The sequence below is a fragment of the Periweissella fabalis genome (genome assembly GCF_012396505.1).
Lineage (GTDB): Bacteria > Bacillota > Bacilli > Lactobacillales > Lactobacillaceae > Periweissella > Periweissella fabalis.
Window position 1 is genome coordinate 120,513 of record NZ_JAAXPN010000002.1, and the last position, 24,110, is coordinate 144,622.

Below are 24,110 nucleotides of genomic sequence, written 5' to 3' on the forward strand. Positions count from 1 at the left end.
TTCTACATATACTTGTATAATGGAAGTAAATTAATTAATTAATTAATTATGCGTGGACATGCCGCTGATGAAAGGAGTACGATGCCAAAGGAGCACGAAAAATTATCGTTACAGATATTAGATGCCGCAATTGAGGCAATCTCAACAAAACAATCAATTGTTTGGACTCAGCAAACACAAGCTGAACAATTATTTGTCACTTTTGCTACAATCGATATTATTACTGGGCAAATAAATTATTTGGTATCCAAAGATATTCGCCAAGCTTTTGTAGAGAATAGTGATACTATGATGGCCCCTAAGTTAACGAATGAAGATGATTTATATTTAGGGTTGATTGATTTAGGATTTGAACCGTTAATAATTAGTGATCAGGCTAATTTAGCAAAAGCAGGTTCCCATAGCTTTACGTATTCCTTAACTGATTATTTAGTGCCAGTAACTCAGGGACCATATACAATTGAAAATACGTTAAATCCACAAAAAAATAAAAAATTAATGTATGGCTTATTAGAGCAAAATGCAACTGTTGGTGTCTTTATTAATGATCCAGAAGAAGTCACAGCTGAGGTAATTAATGAATTATTACTCTTAAAAAATCAGTTAGCTACTTGTCACATTAAAACGATATTAGCATTAGTTGAAAAAATTGAAACAGACCTACGACTAGCTCAAGATGAAGAGCGCTATTTAGATTTACCAACGTTATATCGTTATCAAGCAAGCATACATATGGCACGATTACAGGTCACGGATTACAAATTGCAATAATTACATGTTGTCGGTTTTGATAAGACATATTTACAAAGTCCAGATGATCGAATTATTTGGGTTAGTGATAACGCTGATGGTACATTTAGTTATCTTGCACGTTCAATTTTGAGTATTGTCGATTTTAAAGTAAAAAAGATAGTTACGGATAAAGTAGAAGAAGCTTTTGTGGAAGATGCAATGTATCGGCGTTTTAATAATCGTGAGATGTTAACACGCAAGGCGGAACAATTACAGTTACAAGGCTATTTCCCGATTAGACTAGTACCAACTGACAAACTTGCAGGTAGTCAAGCATATGATTTTATTAATAAGTATTTAACAGTTGATATTCAAGGCCGGTATACACTTGAAAGTATTGGTAACGATGGACTTAGTCAACTACTTGATAGAACAATCGATGAAATTGTGCCAACGATTATCGAATTACCATACGCTGAACAATTTGAGTGGGATTTAAAAAATCCGCAAGCAAGTGCAGAGCTATTATTATTGCGAGTAGTTAATGAATTATTACGTTTGAAAAATTTCTTAGTAATGCGCCCGAATAATCTATTGGCGAACACAGTGGCCCTAATTGAGGAAGTTATTGCGCAAATGGAGCCCAATAAATTAGGCTTAGATATACATATGTTAGGTATGTTCGCTAATAATCTTGAATTTGGATTGGCCCTAATTGAAAATGACGTTATAGATGAGTATTAATAATTTAAAAATTATTAATACTTCATTTATTAAAAAATAATTATTTTAGAATGTTTTGTAATAATTTTCTTGAAATTTGATTTTTTTTGCTTCACAACTGAATAAAAAAGCGTACAATAAGTGTATAAGATATATTTGATATGTAGTATAGGTATGTGGGACTGGCCGTTTGGTTGGTTCTTTTTTTTATATAAAAATAAAAAATCCCGACTGAATTTAAATAATTTCGGTCGGGATTTTCTTATTTCACGCTAGTATTTACTTTTTTGACACACGTTCTATAAGCAAATTACTACTAAATTTTAATTACTTTTGGTGCATTGCAAGGACTTCATCCCACTTAACTTCGTAACCAGCACCTTTTTTAAATAAAATTGAACTGGAAGTATAGTCTAAATCACGATCTTTTTCGTAGCCTATTTTTTCGATAACAGCAGCTTCATCATAGCAAGGTAAGTAATCATAAAAATCAAATTGAATACTTCCTTTTCCCTTTGATAATGAAGCAAGGGCTTCAGGATATTGAGCAAAATCGCTAACTGGTCCTTCGCCTGTAATTGTGCACACATCACCGTTAATTATTGGTGGATTAAAGCGGCCGTGTAGTTTAGGAATATCAGATAAAATTCGCCCGATGTAATCAGTTGGAACGATAATTTCAAATGTATACCATGGTTCTAAGACTTGTGATTTAGCCTGTTCAAGACCTTGCCGAATAGCCCGCCAAGTCGCAGCCCGTTCATCACCTTTACTAGTATGAATGAGGCTAAGCTTGCCATCAAGTAAAGTAATATGGACTTTAGTTAATGGTGATCCGGTTAAAACACCTAATTGAGGTCGAGCATATAAACTATCTTCAATAATATTTTGAGCTTGCTTGGATAATGTTTCTAAAGGAACTTCACTACTAAAAGTTAAACCAGGTTGGTCGCTTGGACTTAGTCTTAAACGGATATCTGCGTAGTGGCCTAATGGTTCATAATGGCCATAACCAAGAACTTCATCGGTGATAGTTTCTTTATATAGCACCGTATATTCTGAAAAGTTAACATTGTAATCAGAGGTTTGACGAAGTAAATCTTCAAAAACCTCTAATTGAATTTTACCAACAAAATCAATGTAAATCATCGATGTATCTTTAGGAAAGTGCAATTGAATTAAAGGCATTTGCTCTTGAATTCGTTGGATAACTTGATAAAAATTATTATCAAATGGTGTATCAGAGGTGATTGTAGCCCGAAGCATGGGCTTTTTTGTTAATGCAAAATCAGACTGATATTGCCCAAGCCCCATACCAATTGTAGAGGTTTTTAGCCCTGTAACACCAATAATGTCACCAGCACTAGCATGATTAATTTGCTGATAATTAGCACCTGAATAAACACGGAGTTCATTAATTTTTTCAATGTTTTCTGCAATATTAAGGCTTGTCCGTGGTTCTAATTGACCAGTCATCAGTTTTAATAATGTAATTCGTTCGTTTTTCTCATTATAGATAATTTTATAAACATAAGCTCCAAAATTAGCATTAACCGCCGCCGTATTTGGTTTAAAAGTTTGATAGATGAGGGCCATAAAATCTGTGATTCCAGTTTGCTTCAATGCACTACCACCCATGATTAAGTGTGCATTGCCAGTTTGAATGACGCGCTGAGTAGCCGCTAAGGCTAATTCTGCGGTAACACTTTCTTCTAAAACTGCTTCTAAAATTGATTCGTCATAGTTGACTAACCAATCTAAATATTGCGGTGAAGTTAAGTCAGTAAGATTTTCTAAATAATAAGTATCAGTGGTCAAATAATCATTAATACCATTTAAGCAGTTTTGTAGATCACTAGTTTGACTATCTAATTTGTTAATAAAAATATAGGTAGGAATATTTCGACGCTTTAGCATTCGATATAAAGTTAGTGTATGACTTTGGACACCGTCATTTCCATTAATGACCAAGATTGCAATATCAACAACTGGTAAAGTTTGTTCCATTTCAGCAATTAAATCAGTATGCCCAGGAGTATCAAGTAATTGATATGCTTGTTGTTGATAACTAAAATGAGAAGTATCACTAAAGACAGTAATTCCTTTATTACGTTCGATGTCATGATAATCAAGTAACGTATTTTGTTTATCAACACGGCCAACTGCAGTGATGGTTTTACATTCATACAATAAAGCTTCACTAAAAGTAGTTTTTCCAGCATCTACGTGGGCATATACGCCAATTGTTATTTTCATCGTGTCTCCTAAAAATTTAAATAATATTTAAATAATTGTAACAAGTTATCTAATAAAAAACTAGTTACAACAGCTACCTTTTACGGTGGCTTACAAGCTAATAAACATGATAGAATATATATCGACAAAAGAGAGGCATAATATGAAATTTCATCAGATGAACTGGCAACAACGCTTGGCAGCAATTGAAACAACTGCAAACCTTGAGGCTAGTGAAAAAGATTTATTTATCAACAACTATTCAGCGATCAATGAGCAAATGGTTGAAAATTACCTTACCAGCTTTACCCTACCAGAAGGGATATTACCCAATATTGTAGTTAATAATCAACAATATCAGGTTCCCATGGTAACAGAAGAACCATCTGTAATAGCGGCGGCATCTAATGGAGCACGAATGATTAATATGGGTGGTGGGGTCAAAGTGACCAGTACTTCACGTGAAATGTTGGGCCAAGTTTTAATTAACGAAGCACATTTTACAGCGGTCCATGAACTGGTTAATCAGCAACAAACCACATTAATTAGTATTGGTAATGCCGCTCATCCTTCAATGCTTCAACGAGGTGGTGGGCTAAAGCGTATTACAACGCGTGATTTGGGAGATGGCTTTGTTTCAGTTGATTTGCATATTGATACACAAGCAGCCATGGGGGCAAATGTTGTTAATACAATTAGTGAAGCCGTAGCTAATTATTTAAGAGGCCAAAATGTTGGGAATATTGTCATGGCTATTTTATCTAATTTAGCCACTGAGTCGTTGGTAACTGCTAGAGTAGCACTACCATTTAAAGTATTAGCTAAGGCTGGATTTAATGCAAATGATATTGCACAACGAATTGTACTGGCTAATCAATTTAGCCAACGTGACCCATATCGGGCTACGACAGAAAATAAAGGTGTAATGAATGGTATTGATGCTGTAGTCATGGCTAGTGGTAATGATTGGCGCGCAATTAGTGCAGGAATTCATGCCTTTGCAAGTCGAGAAGGCCAGTATCGAAATTTAGTTACATGGACACACGATGAAACAACGTTATATGGTGAGATTACAGTACCATTGCCTGTTGGAGTCGTTGGTGGATCAATTGGAATCGTGCCACTTGTAAAAGCTAATCATAAAATACTACAAGTCCATTCAGCTAATGAATTAGCAGCAATAATTGCAGCAGTTGGTTTGGCGCAGAACTTATCGGCATTAAGGGCCTTAGTGACTAGTGGTATTCAAGCCGGCCATATGCAACTTCAGTTAAAATCATTGGCATTAGCTGTTGGAGCTACGATTGATGAAGTGCCAACGTTAGTAAATAAATTACAGCAAGCTACCCATGCAGATATGCAAACAGCTCAGCAATTATTAACAGAAATGAGAGAAAAATAATGACAGATGCACGTTTAGGACAGGCAACACAACAGCTTTTAAAGCAAATTAATGATATTTTTCCAGGTGAAATTATGGTACGGTTAGGTACGCAAAAGAGTGGCCAAATTACTTATAATCAAGCCAGCCGGGATATGATGGGAAGCCGACTTTTAATTCAGGTAAATGATGTAACGGCACCTGATTACACAGCAACACATGAATTAATGCATATTTTAATGTCACTAACTGGTTTTCCACAGGTTATGTTTGACTTGAAATTTGATGATCAAGAATTAAATGAACAAATGATGAGTTTAACAACCCGATTATACGATGTTGTTGCACATCAAATTATTGTTCAAGAACAACGTAAGCATGGTTTATTGACTACTCAAGTAGCTGAAGCCTATGCGGCTGGTGTAACAGCAACCCTAACTGTTGAAGGTGCTAAAAATGATGATGAAGCGGCGTTACGTTTACTAACCTTATTAGATGCCTTTGCTTTCTACAGTGAAGAAGATGATAAGCGTAAGTACATGGCACGTTTCCGCAAAGATTATCCAATAGCGTACGAAGCAGCTAAAAATATTAACGCTGTGATTACCAAAAAACCAATTAATTCACCATTTAGCATGCGCCGCGCAATCGTTAAATTGTTCAAGGCATTTGATGAACAAATGGCAATGTGGCATATGCCAGAATTACATGCAACAGAATATGCTACCTTAACAAGCGTATTATCTAAACGGCAAGCTGGGATGCAAGTTCGCCAAATTTTTGAAGTGTTCCATTCCGAAATGCTCGATAAAAAGACAGGTGAACGAGCTTTTGTTGGTTTGAATCGTTTAGATCGCCAAAATGGATTTGTAATTTCAGTACCAGAAGAGGTTACTGGCGGCTCAACGGAATGGTTTAAACAACTTTATGATATGACAGTTGAAGAATTATTTGATAGTATTGCAATGCCATATACATTACGTGAAGAAGAAACCACTGAAATTAAGAATGACTAATAGATAGAAGGAGAATTTGATGGAAGTTGATTTACAAGCACTGATTAATGAAGCAAAGCACATTGTGTTTATGACGGGAGCAGGTGTATCAACAGCCTCAGGAATTCCTGATTATCGTTCTAAAAACGGGTTATATCATAATCAAACTCTTCGGCCGGAATATTTATTAAGTACGGATGCTTTACGTGATGAACCAGCGGCAATGTATCAGTTTATAATGGCTAATATGTTTTATCCACAAGCCCAACCGAATGTTATTCACGATAAGATGGCAGCTTTAACACACCAAGATAAAGCTAAAATTATTACCCAAAATGTTGATGGCTTACACTTAAAAGCCGGGGCTATACCAGAAAATGTTATCGAATTTCACGGTAATATTTATGATATTTATGCACCACTTGACAATCAACACGTTGACTATCAAGCATATCAGGCTAATATGTTGCGTGAAGATGGGGCATTACTACGGCCAAACATTACATTGTATGGTGAGATTCCATTTAGGGTTGATGAAGCTATGCAATGGGTTAACGATGCTGATTTAATTGTTATAGTTGGGACCAGTTTTGTTGTTTATCCTTTTGCAGGTTTGTTGGAATATGCACAGCCTAATGCGAAAGTTGTAGCAATTAATCTTGAACGAATTCCCGCTCCCAACTTTGTTAAGCAAATGCTAGGTGATGCAGTAAACGTATTTAATGAGCTCAAAATAAAATAATTCGTGGTAATAAGCAGTATGATTTTTTTGCCATGAGCACGTGTTTGATTGCTATGGTAGCCTCCAAATTAACAAATGTATTATTTCATTTGTCAATTTGGAGGTTTTTTGTATATCCTTTAACAGCACTAATTTTAATCCCCCATCGTAATCATTGGGTAAATAATTGATACAAAAATTACAATAAAAAGGATGTTTAAAAGCTTGAAAATATTGGATAACCCTTATTAGAATCAATATTTTATAGAATAATAGCCAATAAAAAATGGCTTTTAAAGTAAAAAATAGGCAAACAAAAAGATACAAACTTTTACAATCTCTTGCTTAAAATTAAAGGCGCATCTCGTTATAGTTAGGGTAATGAATGAAAGGGGATTTTCTGATGCAATTTGGCAAGAAATCTGGAATTTTAGTTTTAAGTTTGGCTCTAACAGGTACTTTATTAGCAGGTTGTTCAACAAAGGCTAGCGACTCAGCTACTTCTGATAATTTGAATGATATTACTAAAAATGCGAAAAAGGAAGGCATGATCCGTTCAGTGGGGATGCCAGATACTTGGGCTAACTGGATTGGTACTTGGAATGATTTGAAAGATAAATACAATTTAAAACACCAAGATACCGATATGTCGAGTGCACAAGAATTACAAAACTTTAAATCAGCCGGTAAAACTGACAAAGCAGCTGATTTAGGTGATATTGGGATTAATGTTGCACCAACTGCAGTTAAACAAAATCTTTTAATGGCATATAAAACTAAATACTGGGATCAAATTCCTACTTGGGCGAAAGACTCAAAGGGTTATTGGTCAGCAGGGTACACAGGAACAATTGCATTCATTACGGATACTAAAAACGTTAAGGCAAGTGATGCACCAACTTCATGGAAGCAACTGGCCGATGGTAAATATAACGTTGATTTAGGGGATGTAACCTCAGCGGCCCAATCACAATATGCAGTCCTTGCGGCGGCAGTTGCTAATGGTGGTAATGAAAAAGACATTCAACCTGGTATTAAGTTCTTCCAAAAATTACAAAAAGAACATCGCCTATCAACTAACAACTTGACGGTGCAAAACCTTCAAAAAGGTGAAACTCAAGTGGCCATTGTGTGGGACTTTAACGCCCTTAACTACCGTAAGTTGATCGGTGATAACAGTCGTTACAAGATTACGATTCCTACTGATGGATCAGTAATGAGTGGATATGCTGAAATTATCAACAAAAATGCCGCCCATCCCAATGCTGCCAAATTAGCGCGCAATTATATCTTGTCAGATGCTGGTCAAATCAATTTGGCCAAAGGATTTGCCCGTCCAATTCGAACAGACGTTAAATTACCAGCTGATGTAGCTGCCCAATTATTACCTGAGAGTGACTATAAAGATGTTTACCACGTAAAAGATGGTGATGCTTGGAATGCAACAACGCTTAAGTTAGCTCAATTGTGGCAATCAGAAGTACTTGGTAAGTAAGCTTAGGAGCGTAAAACATGGGTTCAAAGGTCAAGTTATTTTTTCCGTTTAGCTTGGTGATGTTAATTGGGTTGATTTTACCAGTTATCGTCATGGTGATTGCGGGTTTTCAAGGTATGGATGGTGGTTTTACATTAAGTAATTACACGACCATTTTCACACAGAACTACTATCGAATGGCGATTTTCAATAGTTTATGGATTTCATTAATTGCCGGAATAATTGGGTTAGTAATTTCTATCTTGGGAGCTTGGGCGATTACGCGTTTAGCTGAACGGACACAAAACATTTTAATTATTTTGTTTAACTTGGCAGCAAGTTTTGCAGGGATTCCCTTAGCATTTTCATTGATTATTGTTTTTGGGAATGCTGGAATTGCAAAAGCATTAGCACATGCATTGCATATCGGGTTTTTAGGTAATTTCAGTATTTATTCTCTACAAGGTTTAATTTTGGCCTACACCTTCTTTGAGGTGCCACTGGGAATTTTGTTCCTCTATGCACCGATGAAAGAAATCAAGAAAGAGTGGTTTGAAGCTGCAGTAGTCTTGGGCGCAAACCGCTCTTTCTTTATTAAGACTATTATTTTACCAATCTTGCTACCAAATATTATTGAGACATTTATTATCTTATTTGCCAATGCGATGGGGACATACGAAACAATGTATGCCTTAACCGGGAATAATTTTATTTCAATTCCAATCGTAATTGGGTCGTTAATTGATGGTTCACTTAATGCCAACGTACCACTTGCCTGTGCTTTAGCAACAATCTTTGCAGCAGTGATGGCAATCCTAGTATTAGTTGGTAATCGAATCATCAACAGAAAGAGGAAGTAGTATGAGAGCACACAGTGTCGATAAATGGCTACCGCGATTAATTATTATTTTGATTGCGATATTCTTACTTGGGCCTATTGTGGCGACATTTATCTATTCAATTTCAACCGTTTGGGTTAAAACAATTTTACCAAGTGGATTGACGTTTAAGTGGTATGGCGTGTTAACGGCGGATCCGGATTTTATTCCATCAACCTTACGCTCATTAATTTTGGCAGTGGCGGTTGTCTTGATCACGATGTTGGTCTTCTTGCCGGTGATTTTTTATGCCAACGTTTACAATCCCAAATTAAAAGAAAAGTTACGCTACCTTTCAATTTTGCCGTATTCAATTCCGGGCATTGTCTTGGTAACTGGGTTAGTGCAATTGTATGGTAGTTTACCAGTACCTAAATTATTAATTTTGATTTTGACAATTTCCGCAATTTGTTTACCAGCCTTCTATCAAAGTTTGAACAACGCCTTTATGGGGGATGACTTCCAGGGGATGTTTGAACAAGCCCAATTACTCGGTGATAGTAAGCTGGGTGCTTTTGTACGAGTGGTCTTGCCAAATATTCGGGCGGGTTTAATGGTTGGTTTATTATTAACATTTACAACAGCCTTTACGGAGTACGTCATTACCAACATTTTCTTAACGGGTCAATACGAAACATTGAAGATTTACATGTATCGCTTAATGAACACCAACGGAAACGCAGCGAGTGTGCTAACAATTATTTTCTTCATTTTCCTTGGTATCATTGCATTTATCTTAATTAAGATCGTTTCAAGTCAAAAACGGTCTGTAAAGGAGTAATAACAAGTTATGGTTAACACGGACAACTTTTTAAGTGTCAGTCATTTGAATATTAGCTTTAATGGCAACACGGTGATTAAGGATTTGAGTTTTAATATTAAGAAAGGGACTTTAACATCGTTTTTAGGACCTAGTGGGAGTGGTAAGACGACCGTATTGCGGGCAATCGCGGGTTTGAACCAAACGTTTGCGGGTCAAATTATGCTCGATGGCCAAGATATTGCGAACTTACAACCTAACCAACGAAATATTGGCATGATTTTCCAATCGTATGCTTTGTTCCCTAACTTAACGGTGTTTGATAATATCGCTTATGGTTTGCGGGTGCAAAAGAAGTCAAAGGCTGAAATTGAAAAAGCTGTTACGGATATGTTAGCTGTGATTGGTTTAACGCAACGTCGTGATTACTATCCTGCTAATTTATCAGGTGGTCAACGTCAACGAGTGGCAATTGCTCGGTCAATGGTTTTAGAACCGAAATTATTATTGTTGGACGAACCTTTAAGTGCCCTTGATGCTAAGACGCGAGTTGAATTACGTAATCAGATTAAACGTTACCAACAAGAACTTGGGATTACGATGATCTTTGTGACGCACGACCAAACGGAAGCAATGGCGATTTCCGATGATGTTTTAATCATGAGTGCAGGTGAATTAGAACAACAAGGTTCAGCAATGGATATTTACGCTAATCCCAAAACAATGTTTGTAGCGGACTTTATCGGTAACCATAATGTTTTAACGGCCACTGATTTAAGTAAGCTTGGTTTAGTTGCTAATCAAACAGACGGCCAATATATTATTCGCCCAGAACTTTTGGAACACGTGATGCCAGCTAATTTAAACGGTTATGCAGCAATTGAAGGACAAGTTGTTGAGCTGGCCGTCTTAGGTAACCGCGTTGAATACAGTTTGAAGACGGCGACTGGACACATTGTTAAAGCGGAATGCATGAACCAAAACATTAACTTTACGATTAATGATCATATCAAAGTCTATCTCAAAGTTGCAGAAATCAAGAAAGTTGGTTAAAGCATGGATTTAGAACGTCTTTTACAAATTGATCGCCGGACTTGGAACGGTCATACACATACTGAATTTTGTCCACATGGGTCTAGTGAGAATGTGGAGCTGTTTATTCAAAAAGCGATTGAAGCAGGCTTTAAGACGTATACAGTGACGGAACATTTTCCGATGGCCCCAGAATTTTATGCTAATGTAACAGGCGCGGAACACGCCATCACAACGGCATGTATGAAGCCGGAAGACTTACCTGCATATTTTGCTGAATTAGCCGCTTTGAAGGCTAAGTATGCTGATCAAATTACGATTTTAACGGGTTTTGAGTTTGATTACTTGAAGCTTGGTCGCGAATATACGGCAGCCGCGCTTACTCAATATGCTGATCAAATCGATGATGCGATTTTATCAGTGCACTTCTTACCAACTAAAGATGGTTTACGCGCTGTTGATGACAGTGCTGAAGACTTTGTTGACGGGGTCTTAGCGGAATATGGTAGTCCCCTTGAAGTTGCTAATGCTTACTTGAAAACGATTAAGGAAGCGATTGAATGGCAAGTTGAGAATAAGCCAGGGCGGATTGGCCACATTACGTTGTATCGTAAATGGCGTAATGAATTTCCAAATGAAACAACATGGTGTGATGCCCAAACGAGTGCCTTAGTAACTGAAATCTTGCAACTAGTTAAAGCCCAAGGCGTGATGTTAGATTGCAATATGTCGGGGATTCCACGTGCAACACAAACCGAGCCATCCCCAACTTTTGACATTATTTGCGAAGCACTTGCGTTAGGCATTCCAATGGTTTATGGGGCTGATGCCCACGCTGTAGCTGCTGTTGATCAAGGTTACAATGTCTATCTCGATCAAGAAATGTATTTATAATAGTTGAGGAACGAAACATGAAGTTAACTGTACCGGCAGATGCTGCTTTTAAGATTTGTCAAATTACTGATATTCACTTAGGAACATTTCCATTAAAGGAAGAAGACGAACGAACTTTAGCTGGGATTGAACAAGTATTAACTGCTAATGATTTTGATTTGATTATGGTTACTGGAGATTTAATCTGGGGTAAAATCAATGAATCCCCCCAAGAATCATTAGCGGAATTATTTAAAGTATTAAACCGTAGCGGGGTCCCAGTTGCCTTAACGTATGGTAACCACGATACAGAAGGTAACTTCAGTCGCGCTGATTTGCGTAACTACGAAAATATGTTGGCTAATCCAGCCACTAAGGAAAATGCATTCGTGATTAACGATCGTGAAAATTACACGCTTGATGTTTACCAAGATGATCAAGTTCGTAACCGGATTTTTGTTTGGGATTCTGGTGATTACTTTAATTCCGCCGTTAAAGAAGGCTACGCGACCTTAGAACCCGCACAAGTGGAATGGTTTAATGATTGTGCAATTGAACGCGATGCTAATGCGACTGATTTGGCGTTTATGCACATTCCATTGTTTGAATACTACTTGGCTGAAACCAACATTCTTGAAGGTATAAAGGGTGAAAAGATTTGTTCTGGTTGGTATAGTTCAGGTCTCTTCTATGCATTAATGAAACAACAAAATATTAAAGCAATGTTTGTTGGACATGATCATGAAAATAATTATCGGAGTACTCTTGATGGTATCGAACTTAGCTATGGTAATGTAGCTGGGTATAATACCTATGGAGAATTGGATCGTGGTATCCGTAAAATTGAGCTTTATGCGGATCATTACGAAACGCAAATTATCAATTTTTAAAATGTAAAAACGGCAAATACGTGTAAAGTCAGCCAATATTGATAAATACTAGTAAAAAATCCCAAGAAAAAATTTATTTTTCCTGGGATTTTTGTGTATATTTTGTATATATCAGCCTTTTGAAACCCGTTTAAGCTGTAAATTACCATTAAAAATTAGATGCAGCATAGCCTTAAAGGTCATTTTATTATCAGATTCATGTAAAGTTAAGTATAATGGACATAGTTAAGGTATTTGTTAAATATTAGGCAGTAGTATTAACTACTAAATTTTGTGGTGCAAGGCGTCGACTAGCAGCAATAATACGTGCTACTTCTTCTGGTGATTCAGGTTCACGCTTTCTAATCCAGTGAATAACAATACTAAAAAGGCAATCAACTAATAGCTGCCGAGCATAATCTTCAGGTAGCTCATCAGTCATATGACCATTGTTATTACGGACACTTTCAATGAAATACTTTTCAATCAAACTTTTTATCTTAGTTAAAATTTCATGGTTTTCAGCGTTAAGGACAAGGACACGAATCATACGAATGTTATTGTAAATATAATTTAGAACGTTTGAAAATGATAGATAGACATTGTCATTAGAACTGTTTTGAACAAATATTTCGTTATATATTGAGTTATCGCTGATTTTTGTTTGGAATTCACTTAAAATATTAGCAAATAATTCAGCTTGGAGCTCTTCTAGAAGTGCATTGATATCTTTATAGTTGACATAGAAGGTTCCACGACTAAGATTAGCTTCTTTAACTAAATTACTAATAGTAACATTGGTGATACCTTCTTGCTCGCATAAAGTAATGAAGGCATCTTTTAGTTTTTGTTTGGTTTGAAGTACTCGTTGGTTTTGTCGCATAGCATTGTATCCTTTCAAGTATTGAAACACAAGATAAAGTTAGTTTTAATAACTATTGTACATTATGTTAAATATTGTATATTGCGTTCATTTATGATTTATTATAAACTATTGCATAGATTAAATAAAGGATGGCATTGAGATGAAGATGATTAAGAGTGAATTTGCCGCGATTAAGAGTAATCGTGTGTTAATGATTTCTTTGATGGCAATTTCGTTTATTCCATTTTTGTACTGTATTTTCTTCCTACGTTCAGTGTGGGATCCATATGGCAGTACAGGAAACTTGCCAGTCGCGGTCGTAAATGAGGACCGAACTGCAAAGTTTAATGGACAAGAAATTTCAGCTGGACAACAATTAGTTGATCAGCTAAAACATAACAAAAACCTTAAATGGGAATTTGTTTCTGAAAAACAGGCAGCAGAAGGAATAAAGGATAAAAAGTACTATTCTATTATTACTATTCCTGAGGATTTTTCTAAAAACGCCACGACGTTATTGGACAAAAATCCTAAGAAGATGAATCTAACTTATGAAACTAATGATTCATTGAACTATATTGGAAGCGTCATCTCTGAACAAGGTGCCAAAGCAGTTAACGACAAAATTAAGAGTGCCATTACTGAGGCATATGCTAAGGCAATGTTTGCACAAGTCGAAAAAGCCGGTGCAGGCTTCCAAAAGGCTGCTGACGGTTCAGGTAAGTTAGCTGATGGTGCTAATCAATTAAATAACGGACTGAAAACATATACTGGTGGTGTTGGCCAAATTGGTTCTGGTGTCAACCAATTACAACAAGGGGTTGGCCCATTATCAAGTGGTGTTAATCAGCTTGCTGGTGGTGCTGGTCAACTTGCTAATGGTTTAGGCCAATTACAACAAAACGTTGGGCCGCTTCAAGCGGGTGTTGGTCAATTAGCAAATGGTTCTGGTCAATTAGTTAATGGCTTAGGTCAATTACAACAAAATGTTGAACCACTTCAAGTTGGCGTTGGTAAGTTAAACTCAGGTGCTAGTCAATTAGCAGGTGGTTTAAGTCAGTTGAATAATCGTTTACCAGAAGCATATAACGGTAGTGCACGATTACAACAAGGATTAGCACAACTTCAAAATGCAATTAAAGCACAACAAGTATCATCAAATAATCCTAAAGCCCCAACCCTTACTGATGGAATTGCTGGACTACAAGCTGGCGTTAAGCAATTACAAGCTGGTCTTGCAGGAGCAACTTTAACTGATGCACAACAAGGTGCAATTGCTGATTTACAAAAACAAATTACAGCAGTTAACGGGTTAGCAGCTGCCATCCAAAGTGCAGCTAAAGCAGTTGGTATTTCTGATGAGCAAACTAAAGCTTTAATGCAAGCATTGCAGCCTGAATTTGCGAAAATGAATGCAAAAGTTCAGGAAGACATGGCGATTATAAAACCAACGCTTGATACATTGCCAACACAATTAGGTGCTTTAAAAAATGGAATCGATAAATTAGGTGCTGGAATTAATCAAGTAGGCACCGGTCAAGCTAGCTTATTGACCCAAGTTAATGGTGGCTTAACTAAATTAAACAATGGGGCAAGTGAGTTAAATGCAGGCCTTGCAGAAGCTAAAAATGGTGTTGCTAAATTAGCACCTGGTAGTCAACAATTATTAGCAGGTACGAACCAATTAAATGGTAAAATTCCAGCCTTAGCTGGTGGAGTGAACCAATTAGCCAATGGTGCTAACCAATTAAATGGTGGCCTTGGTCAATTGAATAGCAAAGTACCAGCGTTGGCTAATGGAGTGAACCAATTAGCTGGTGGAGCTAACCAATTAAATGGTGGCCTTGGTCAATTGAATAGTAAAGTACCAACATTGGCCAATGGAGTGAATCAATTAGCCAATGGAGCTAACCAATTGACTGCCAATTCTGGTAAGTTACTTGCAGGAGCTAACCAATTATCAGACGGTTCTGGTAAATTAACATTGGCATTAAAAGATGGTGCTAAGCAAATCAATAATGTAACCTTCACTAATAAAACAGCCAAAATGTTTGCTACACCAACGCAATTAGACCACAAACGTTACAGTTATGTGCCTAATTATGGTCATGCATTAGCACCATATGTTCTTTCATTAGCTTTATACGTTGGAGCATTGGTATTTAACTTTATTTACCCAATTCGACGTCGTTATGAACTTGGTGGTACTACAACTGGTTGGTTTGCAAGTAAGATTACTATTGGTGGTATAGTAGCGATTGCAATGGGAGTGATTGAAGTAGCCTTAATGTATGTTGGTGGTATTCACCCTGATCATTTATTTGAAACATTCTTTATGGCTTGTCTCTTTGCATTAGCGGCAATGTACTTAGTTATGTTCCTTGCGATGACATTTGATAATCCAGGTCGTTTCTTAGCAATGGTGCTATTAATGATTCAACTTGGTGGGGCTGGTGGAACATTCCCAGTTCAAGTTCAAAGTGAGTTTTACAAATTTGTTAGTCCATTACTACCAATGACTTATTCTGTTTTAGGTTTACGTGAATCCTTAACAAGTGGTCTTGGCGGTATTCAAATTGTTCAATCATCAGTCTTCCTTATTAGCGTAATGATTGTCAGCTTAGGTTTATTATGGCTTGGCATGAATCACTTACAAAAGAAAAACTTAGCTGGTAATTGGGCAGAACAAGAAATTAAAAAAGAAAAAGATGCTGCTAAAGCATAATAAATAATATTTATTATAATAGTGAGCAGTATATTAAATTAAGGTGTGCGAGCAAAGACGCCTGGATAACAAAAAAGACTGAATTTATAAAAATAAATTCGGTCTTTTTTTATATTTTACAAAACTATCTGCTGGTTGAAGTACGTTGCTAGTAGTAAATTACTACTAGCAAAAAGTTATTTATCGATGAGTAGTTCACTGGTATATACTGAGCATCTCTGATAATCTAGTAGTAAGATATTTATAAGGGGAAAGCTATGTTTGATAAATTACGTAATTCTAAGCTGTTATTTTGGTCGCTTGAATTATTGGTATTAGTGCTAATTGTTTTTATGTGTACCCGCATTTCATTTTTATTTGAACCACTGGGAATATTTATAAGCACAATTTTTGTGCCACTAATTCTATCAGGTTTTTGTTTTTATGTACTTAATCCAATTGTTGAGTTAGTTGAAAAAATCCATTTCAAGCAACATAAATTACCGCATACTGTAGCAGTTTTAATAGTTATGTTAGCGGTATTGCTACTAATTACTGGAATACTGATGTTAGTGATTCCGCAATTAATTAGTCAGGTATCTAAATTATTAGCTAATATTCCTGCATTTACGAATGCGTTACAAGATCAAGTTAATGATTTTTCGCATTCACGCTGGATTAAACACTTAGATTTAAATGTAAGTACCAAATCATTAGAAGGCCAAGTTAGTAAGTATACTAAAGGCTTCTTATTAGGGACTGCTAATGGGATTGGTACCATTGTTTCAATGGTAACGAGTATTACAATTACCGCGATTACAGTCCCTGTGATGGTTTTTTATATGTTAAACGATGGTCATAAATTTTTACCAAGTATCAAGAAATTTTTTCAACCAAGTAAAGCAGATGCAATTGAAGACTTGTTGAAAAAAATGTCAAAGACAATTTCGCAATATATTGATGGGCAAGTTATTGAGTGTCTATTTGTGGCAGTCTTTACAACTATTGGATACTTTATAATTGGCCAACCATATGCCTTATTATTGGGGATTGTTGCTGGAATTGCCAATATTATTCCATATGTTGGTCCGTATTTAGGGATTTTTCCATCGTTATTAGTTGCACTTACGATGGGGACTTGGCAAATTATCTGGGTAATTGTGATTGTAATTATTGTCCAACAAGTCGATGGAAATGTTATTTACCCTAATATAATCGGGAAAACACTTAAAATTCATCCATTAACCATTATTATTATTTTATTGGCGGCAGGAAATATTGCCGGCATTCCGGGGATGATTTTAGCAATTCCATTTTATGCAATTGTGCGGACAATTGTTGAATTTGGTTGGCATCTATGGCTAGTGCAAAATAATCATGCATCACCAAATGATTTTAAAGATATTGAAGTTGAAGTATTGCAACCGCGTAGTCGTAAATAGAGCAGTATCGAGAAAGTTACTAAAGAGATTGTGATATAACTTTTATTGACTATAAATAAAAGGCTACTAATGAAATTTAATATTTCATTAGTAGCCTTTTTTATATTGATTAAAAGAAAATATCAAGCTTTAGTAGTACTTAGATAGTATTAAAAAACTAATCCGAAACTTTGATCAATCAAATTTTTATAGCATTATTTCATTATAATTTTTAATATAACTCCAAAAGATATAAAGTAGTAATCCAATCAGACTAAATAATGAGATTATAAGAGCAAATAGGTGATAGTTACCAATTGATTTAACGACAATCTTATTAGTACCTGTTTTAACTTTTACTGCTGCAATATTTGACTTTGAAACGCTCATTTTATTTCCGTTAGTATAAATTACATAATGCAAATCTTTATATAAGGCAACAGGTAAAGTAATAGTTTGGTTTGATTTTGAATTAATCTTAAAGGAAACAGAGTCGATTGTTGTCGTCTTTGAAACAATTGTGGCTTTGTTAAAATCAACGCCATTTAAGGCAACTATCTTACTTTGTTTATTCTTTGTTGGCAGATAATCTGTAAAAGTATGTGTGGTTTCAAGTGTTTGATAGTAATTACTTGAACTTAATTTTACGTGACCACCAGTATTTTGGTACAAATAGTTATAATGAAAATTGTAGGTAGCCGTTAGTGAAACAGCAATAATAAAGATATTAATGATGGTAATAGAGCTCCAACGCAGGTAGCCCTTTTGAATAAATAAACTAGAACCAATTGCCATTAATAGGACTACTATTGCCAAAAGACGTGCGGTAAATTGAATCAATCCAATCGGACTAGTAGCAATAAGATTGTACGGTAACCATGAGAAAATAATAAAAAATAATATGGCTGATGCAATAATCCATCTTTTCCAAGCAGTAGCACTTTTAAATAAACTTAGTATAAAAAGAGATAGTAGTAGAATAGTTACCGGTGCTCCTAAGTTCCAAGCAGCACTTTGTTGTTCAGCTAAACTGTTACTTAATATTGCTTGTAAAGTATTGTCTGGATTTAATGGAGTTATATATTTAGGTGGCGACAAAAATCCGTTATTCATAGATATAAAAATGATGTTATAAATAACGTAAAAACCTAAAATAAAGCTAGTAATCCCAGCTTTGATAAGTTGTATAAATTTATATTTAAAATCTGTACGTTTAAATATAATAATTAGTCCATAGATTACAACCAAGATAAGTGCAATTATAAAACTAAGAATATGGGTGTTAATAATTAATCCTAAACTTAAGCCTAAGAATAAATAAACATATTTGTTATGGTGCTCAATCATCAGTAAACCTAGAATGACTAAAGGAAAAAATGCATAAGCTATCACTTCACCAATTGCCATGCGAGAATATAAATCTAACATATGGAAATTGTTAAACTCATAGATGATAATTCCAGTGTACAAAGCTAAGCCATTTACCTTAAGATAGGTTAGTAGTTGGTGTATTGATAAAAGGGTTATGAAGTTTAAAATAACATAACCACACGCTATGGCCCACAATGGATTATGAAAAATAAGATTTGGAATAATAAATATTAAACCAGTTATCCATGGATAGAATGAATTAATGGCGACACCGCTATAAGAAGACGGCGATACGTATTTAAAATTTAGGACTTGAGGGATTTCCCCCGCCTTAAAAGCCTCTGTTATTTGTTGAAATCGTGCTAAATGGTAAACTCCATCGTGCGAAATATTAACAAAATGGCCTAAAAATGGGACATACGATGCTATGAGTGCAAGACATAAGAGTATCAAAAAATTTGTTAAGTGATATCTATTTTTGAATACTTGAAAATTAAAGATATTAATCACGCAAAATAGTTCTCCTTTCATATATCTAATAAATATATCATAATTATTAATTGGTGTGCCTCAATTATTTTGGTTAAACTGATTTTTTAGCAAAATTAGTTGTATGAATTTAAATTTAATTTGAGAAAAGCAATCAGGTGGAGTCATAATTGAAGGCGAGCAATAGCAATATTGAAAAATACAATAAAATACCTCCCTGAAGAAAAATTCTTGGGGAGGTATTTTATTATTTTTTGTTAGTACTCGATATTTATCGGTTGTGCTTGCACTCTATAAAACGTACTTTTCAATTGCTTGTGCAACTCCATCCTCAGAGTTAGGTGCAGTAATTTCATTAGCAGCGGCTTTGATATCATCAATGGCATTACCCATTGCAACACCTAAACCAGCCCACTTAATCATGGTCATATCATTCCCTTGATCACCTAAAGACATTACTTCCTCTTGTTTAATACCAAGTTTTTCACTCAAGGCAGCCAAAGCATTACCTTTAGAAGCGTTCTTATTCATAAATTCTAAGAAGAATGGGGTTGAACGAACGATATAAAAACGATCATGGAATTCAGCTGGCACAGCATTTTGAACACGATCAATAACTTCTTTTTCGTCAATCATCATAGCTTTTGAATAATCTTTTTCAATCATATCAGCAACAGGCATGTATTTAATTTGCATGAGAACTAAAAATGACTCCGCAATAGAATACTTAGGAATTAATTGGTGAGCAGTGTAAATTAATTCTTCATCTTCAACGTGGAATTTAACATCTAATTCATTACTTAATGCTTCAATATCACGGTAATCAGTATAACTAATTGTTTCCTTAGTTAATACTTTACCACTCACTGTTTGGGCTAATGCACCATTAAAAGTGATGACATATTGATCATCCCCAGCTAAGCCAAGGGCTTTTAAGTAAGGTGTTACACCAGTTAAGGGACGACCGGTTGTTAACACTACTTTGACACCCTTTGCTGTGGCTGCTTGAATTGCATCAATTGTTCGTTGAGTTAATTCATTTTTCTCATTTAAAAGGGTTCCGTCAATATCAATTGCAACTAATTTAATGCTCATAAAAATCTCCTAATTTAAAGTTTTGGTGCTTTAAGGTAATTATTATTTAAGTATTGTTGAAAGTCAACGTATATCCCACTAAATAAATCATCAGCAGGGTTAGATAACATTTCTTTTGGGAAGAAAAAGCGGCGATCACCAGCTTGTTTATCAGCTAATACTTGGATTAAATGGCTTAGACTTGATAGTTCTACTGTGGTTCCATCGGGATTAATTAACTCGATTTGCGTATATGGTTTCTTGGCATTTGGTTGATATATTGCATAGGCCATATCAAAGCTATCATTTTCGGCAGTATAGTAATTAGTATTGAAACCAGATGTTTGAATTAAGTCCTTAACGATAGGAATATATTTATTTGATTCCGATGTTAAAAGGACTGATTTTAATGGTTTACGATTCAAAAAACGGCTGGCTAAATCACTTAAAATTGGATCATCGACATATTGCCAAGCATTAAAATATGTCATTAACGTACCATCATCAAGCATTAAGTAGTCATTAAGGGTACTTTGACCACTAAAAAATGGTAATAAAGTTGCTGGAATAAAGGAACTATCAACTGCTTTATCGGTTAAGGATTTGGTATAAAGGTCCTTTGCTCGATGAAGTAAACTCGTTAAGATAACTTCCATCGCCCGACTAACAGGATGAAAATAAACTTGCTGGTACATTTGATAGCGACTAACAACATAATCTTCAATTGCATGCATCCCCGTAATTGAAAAAGCAATTCCATTCTTGTAAGGCTTGATTAAGCGCATGATACGAGAAAGATCAAAGGAACCATAACTAGCACCAGTAAAATAGGCATCGCGTAATAAATAATCCATTCGATCAGCATCAATTTGGCTAGAAATAATTTGAACAACCTGTGGATTTGGATAGGTTTTATTAATTACAGCAGCCACTTGACGTGGGAAATTAGGTGAAACTCGTCTTAAAACGGTGTTAATACCCGTTCCTGGTGTCGTAATGATCATTTGGGTATAACGTTCATGGTCAGTCTTGAAAATGTGCTCAAATGTATGCGAATAGGGCCCATGGCCGAGGTCATGTAAAAGAGCCGCAATTAAAGTGATCATTTGCTCATTGCCATCCCATAATCCATCACCGGCAATTTGACTAGGATAAGTTTGTGCAAGGTAATTAGTGATTTGGCGAGCAATTTCATAAACTCCAAGTGAATGTGTAAACCGTGAATGTTCAGCACCTGGAAAAACCAAACTAGCAATGCCTAACTGTTTAATTCGACGTAAACGCTGAAACTCGGCTGTGTTAATCAAATCTAAAATGATTTGATGATGAACATATACATAGGTGTGAATGGGATCACGTAAAACAGTTTCTTTTCGTAATTTTTGAGTTAAATATTGCTCCATTTGGTAGCCTTTCTAATATTAAGTGCAGTAATTAATGGTGATTGACGAAGTTGCAGCCGTTCAATCTGATGGTTAAGTGTAGTAGTACTAATTAAGCTACGATTAAATGGCAACATAGGTAACCAGTTGATAGTTAAATTATTAATAACCTGTTCCATTGAATAATTAGTATCTAAAGCGGCTAATGTAGTCATCGAATTGGCATTAACATTAGGGTATGGTGGAGTGATAATATCACTGTTAAGACCGATTAAATACATCTGTTTAATGATTGCACAGCGCGTGGCTTGATTCCCAGCAATGCTCAAATAAAATGAGATTGCGATTTTATTTTGATAACGGTGTTGGGCCAACCCAGCAATTTTTTGCCCATTAACGCTAATGTCATATGCCCCAGGACAATATGAGGTGGCTACCTCACCAGTCGTTAAGGTTAAAGTTGGCAATGCTTTTTGTAACAAGGTCACAACTAGCTGATAGGCAGCATCAATCGACAGTGGTTTATCTGGTTGCTGGAAAATTAAGCTTGCATTTAAGATATCACTATCACCAATCACAGCTAATCCACCGGCATTGCGGTTATACATGGTATAATCATTGGCAGCTAGCCAAGCGATGGCAGCTGGGGAATCGGGCAATTGTTTATCTCGGGGGCCTAAAGCGACTTGTTTAGGAGTTGTCCAGATGTGCAAGATGGCATTATCAGCATCGACATGTGAGTATAAACAATGATTATAAACACTACTCATAAAAGGTACCTCGGTAGTGAAGTTGTTTTTTAAATATGTAATAGCTGAGAAAGGAACTTGCATTTGGGACCTCCAACGGCTTTCGATTTATTAGTGAAATATTAGTTTCTCTAAAGTACATTATAACGAATATTTCGTATATAATAAAATAGACATTAGTGAAAGGAGTGCGTAAATGGTTGAAAAAAGTGCCGGTATTCCGGTTAAAGTAGAAATAAAGACACATATTGAGCAAGACGGTAAAGCTGAATCATTTTCATTCAATGAAACTGGCCAATACTTCAAGATGGGGGATACTGTTTATATCCGTTATCAAGAAACCAATCCGATTGGTAAAATTCCGGTAACAATGAAATTAGCAGGGGATGGAACTGCTCAAATTCGCCGCCATGCTAGTTCCGATTTGCGTTTAGTATTTAATCCCAATGAGCCTGTAACAACTAAATATTCGACACCAGCTGGATTAATGGATATTACTACGCGGACGAAAATGGTAAACTTTACATATCAAGATGCACCACTTAATGGAGGAGCACAAATTGATTATGAATTGATTACTGGTGAAGAAGTTGTTGGACAATACAAGATTCGATTGCATTTTACTGAATAAAAAGGTAAAATAGCAAAGATATTAAGACACTGAAAGGACGTGCTAATTTTGGAACTTACAAAATTTGATGGCCAAAATAAAGAAGAACTCTCATTGATCGAGGTTGCTCATGCAATCTTAGCCGATCATGGCGAAAAGTTAGGCTTTGCTGACTTGGTAAATGAGGTTCAACAATTTTTAGGCAAGAGTGATGAAGAGATTCGTGAACGGTTGTCACAGTTTTATACTGATTTGAATGTCGATGGTAGTTTTATTTCCCTTGGAGATAATATGTGGGGACTTCGTTCATGGTATGCGATTGACTCAATTGATGAAGCCGTCCACTTAGATGATGAAGATGATGCACCAACACGTAAGAAGAAGCGTAAGAAGGTTAATGCCTTCCTTGACGATTCAGCTGACGATGATGATGTTATCGACTACAACGATGATGATCCAGAAGATGATGATTTTGGTGACATCGATGAAGACGACGTTGATGTTGACGATGACGACGATGATGATGAAGAATTAAAGGCTGCTAATGACTTTGACGACGTTGATGACGAAGATGAAGACATGTTAGCAGACGGTATTGAAGGTCAATTGTCTGAATTAAGTGATGACGAAGATGAAGACGATGAGTTTTCCGACGACGAAAAATAATCACATAAAATAGAGTTAATTACTTGACTATCAGTAATGACTTGTGTAGTATATTTTAGGGCTCCTTACTAATGTAAGGGCTGTTCAGATAGTTATTAACTAGCTC

Annotated in this window: 21 protein-coding genes; 15 read left to right on the forward strand and 6 right to left on the reverse strand. The window is 35.8% G+C overall.

Annotated elements, in window-relative coordinates; genetic code table 11:
- The first annotated feature begins 81 nt into the window (after positions 1 to 81).
- Both HF964_RS03570 and HF964_RS03575 read left to right on the forward strand, forming a co-directional pair.
- The gene (locus tag HF964_RS03570) at positions 82 to 771 is read left to right on the forward strand and encodes a hypothetical protein (protein ID WP_168721688.1); all 690 of its coding nucleotides are present in this window, start codon (positions 82 to 84) and stop codon (positions 769 to 771) included.
- A 168-nt stretch (positions 772 to 939) separates the two neighbouring features.
- Positions 940 to 1,476 (forward strand): hypothetical protein, encoded by a 537-nt coding sequence (locus HF964_RS03575; protein ID WP_168721689.1) that lies wholly within the window; start codon positions 940 to 942, stop codon positions 1,474 to 1,476.
- Positions 1,477 to 1,782: 306 nt separating this feature from the next.
- Here HF964_RS03575 and HF964_RS03580 read toward each other — a convergent pair whose 3' ends face one another.
- Positions 1,783 to 3,711 carry an elongation factor G gene (locus HF964_RS03580; RefSeq protein WP_168721690.1) on the reverse strand — a complete coding sequence of 643 codons (1,929 nt, stop codon included), beginning with the start codon at positions 3,709 to 3,711 and terminating at the stop codon, positions 1,783 to 1,785.
- A 142-nt stretch (positions 3,712 to 3,853) separates the two neighbouring features.
- Between HF964_RS03580 and HF964_RS03585 the strand changes: the two genes are divergently transcribed.
- The 9 genes from HF964_RS03585 (at position 3,854) to HF964_RS03625 (ending at position 12,694) form a co-directional block, all read left to right on the forward strand.
- On the forward strand, positions 3,854 to 5,092 hold the full coding sequence (locus tag HF964_RS03585; RefSeq protein WP_168721691.1) for a hydroxymethylglutaryl-CoA reductase, degradative: 1,239 nt from the start codon (positions 3,854 to 3,856) through the stop codon (positions 5,090 to 5,092).
- A complete protein-coding gene (locus HF964_RS03590; protein WP_168721692.1) occupies positions 5,092 to 6,087 on the forward strand; it encodes an IpaB/EvcA family protein in 996 nt (331 codons plus the stop codon). Before HF964_RS03585 ends, HF964_RS03590 begins: the two co-directional genes overlap by 1 nt.
- 19 nt (positions 6,088 to 6,106) lie before the next feature.
- Complete coding sequence (locus HF964_RS03595) at positions 6,107 to 6,808, forward strand: NAD-dependent protein deacylase (protein ID WP_168721693.1); 702 nt, start codon at positions 6,107 to 6,109, stop codon at positions 6,806 to 6,808.
- Positions 6,809 to 7,190: 382 nt separating this feature from the next.
- Positions 7,191 to 8,282, forward strand: a complete 1,092-nt coding sequence (locus HF964_RS03600) for an ABC transporter substrate-binding protein (protein WP_168721694.1) — start codon at positions 7,191 to 7,193, stop codon at positions 8,280 to 8,282.
- Between the two features lie 17 nt (positions 8,283 to 8,299).
- A complete protein-coding gene (locus tag HF964_RS03605) occupies positions 8,300 to 9,121 on the forward strand; it encodes an ABC transporter permease (protein ID WP_168721695.1) in 822 nt (273 codons plus the stop codon).
- A gap of 1 nt (position 9,122) precedes the next feature.
- Positions 9,123 to 9,920, forward strand: coding sequence for an ABC transporter permease (locus tag HF964_RS03610; protein ID WP_168721696.1), 798 nt, complete (start codon positions 9,123 to 9,125; stop codon positions 9,918 to 9,920).
- A gap of 9 nt (positions 9,921 to 9,929) precedes the next feature.
- Entirely contained in the window at positions 9,930 to 10,952 is a 1,023-nt protein-coding gene (locus tag HF964_RS03615) for an ABC transporter ATP-binding protein (RefSeq protein WP_168721697.1), read from the forward strand.
- A 3-nt stretch (positions 10,953 to 10,955) separates the two neighbouring features.
- Positions 10,956 to 11,825, forward strand: coding sequence for a histidinol-phosphatase HisJ (gene hisJ / locus HF964_RS03620; protein ID WP_168721698.1), 870 nt, complete (start codon positions 10,956 to 10,958; stop codon positions 11,823 to 11,825).
- Between the two features lie 17 nt (positions 11,826 to 11,842).
- The gene (locus HF964_RS03625; protein WP_168721699.1) at positions 11,843 to 12,694 is read left to right on the forward strand and encodes a metallophosphoesterase family protein; all 852 of its coding nucleotides are present in this window, start codon (positions 11,843 to 11,845) and stop codon (positions 12,692 to 12,694) included.
- A gap of 244 nt (positions 12,695 to 12,938) precedes the next feature.
- Here HF964_RS03625 and HF964_RS03630 read toward each other — a convergent pair whose 3' ends face one another.
- Positions 12,939 to 13,556 carry a TetR/AcrR family transcriptional regulator gene (locus tag HF964_RS03630; RefSeq protein ID WP_168721700.1) on the reverse strand — a complete coding sequence of 206 codons (618 nt, stop codon included), beginning with the start codon at positions 13,554 to 13,556 and terminating at the stop codon, positions 12,939 to 12,941.
- Positions 13,557 to 13,698: 142 nt separating this feature from the next.
- Here HF964_RS03630 and HF964_RS03635 point away from each other — a divergent pair, with 142 nt between their 5' ends.
- Both HF964_RS03635 and HF964_RS03640 read left to right on the forward strand, forming a co-directional pair.
- Positions 13,699 to 16,263 carry a YhgE/Pip domain-containing protein gene (locus HF964_RS03635; RefSeq protein ID WP_168721701.1) on the forward strand — a complete coding sequence of 855 codons (2,565 nt, stop codon included), beginning with the start codon at positions 13,699 to 13,701 and terminating at the stop codon, positions 16,261 to 16,263.
- Positions 16,264 to 16,520: 257 nt separating this feature from the next.
- Positions 16,521 to 17,684 carry an AI-2E family transporter gene (locus tag HF964_RS03640; protein ID WP_168721702.1) on the forward strand — a complete coding sequence of 388 codons (1,164 nt, stop codon included), beginning with the start codon at positions 16,521 to 16,523 and terminating at the stop codon, positions 17,682 to 17,684.
- Between the two features lie 186 nt (positions 17,685 to 17,870).
- On the opposite strand, the gene HF964_RS03645 is transcribed toward HF964_RS03640, so the two are convergent.
- The 4 genes from HF964_RS03645 to HF964_RS03660 form a co-directional block, all read right to left on the reverse strand.
- Entirely contained in the window at positions 17,871 to 19,544 is a 1,674-nt protein-coding gene (locus HF964_RS03645; RefSeq protein ID WP_168721703.1) for a glycosyltransferase family protein, read from the reverse strand.
- A 270-nt stretch (positions 19,545 to 19,814) separates the two neighbouring features.
- Complete coding sequence (gene yidA, locus HF964_RS03650) at positions 19,815 to 20,618, reverse strand: sugar-phosphatase (protein WP_168721704.1); 804 nt, start codon at positions 20,616 to 20,618, stop codon at positions 19,815 to 19,817.
- 14 nt (positions 20,619 to 20,632) lie between these two features.
- Positions 20,633 to 22,000: an HD domain-containing protein gene (locus HF964_RS03655; protein WP_168721705.1), complete on the reverse strand. Its 1,368-nt coding sequence runs from the start codon at positions 21,998 to 22,000 to the stop codon at positions 20,633 to 20,635.
- Positions 21,985 to 22,812: a lipoate--protein ligase family protein gene (locus tag HF964_RS03660; protein WP_168721706.1), complete on the reverse strand. Its 828-nt coding sequence runs from the start codon at positions 22,810 to 22,812 to the stop codon at positions 21,985 to 21,987. Before HF964_RS03660 ends, HF964_RS03655 begins: the two co-directional genes overlap by 16 nt.
- A 112-nt stretch (positions 22,813 to 22,924) precedes the next feature.
- On the opposite strand from HF964_RS03660, the gene HF964_RS03665 reads away from it, so the two are divergent.
- Entirely contained in the window at positions 22,925 to 23,359 is a 435-nt protein-coding gene (locus HF964_RS03665; protein ID WP_168721707.1) for a YwiB family protein, read from the forward strand.
- 48 nt (positions 23,360 to 23,407) lie between these two features.
- Positions 23,408 to 24,004 (forward strand): DNA-directed RNA polymerase subunit delta, encoded by a 597-nt coding sequence (rpoE, locus tag HF964_RS03670; protein WP_168721708.1) that lies wholly within the window; start codon positions 23,408 to 23,410, stop codon positions 24,002 to 24,004.
- Positions 24,005 to 24,110: the final 106 nt, after the last annotated feature.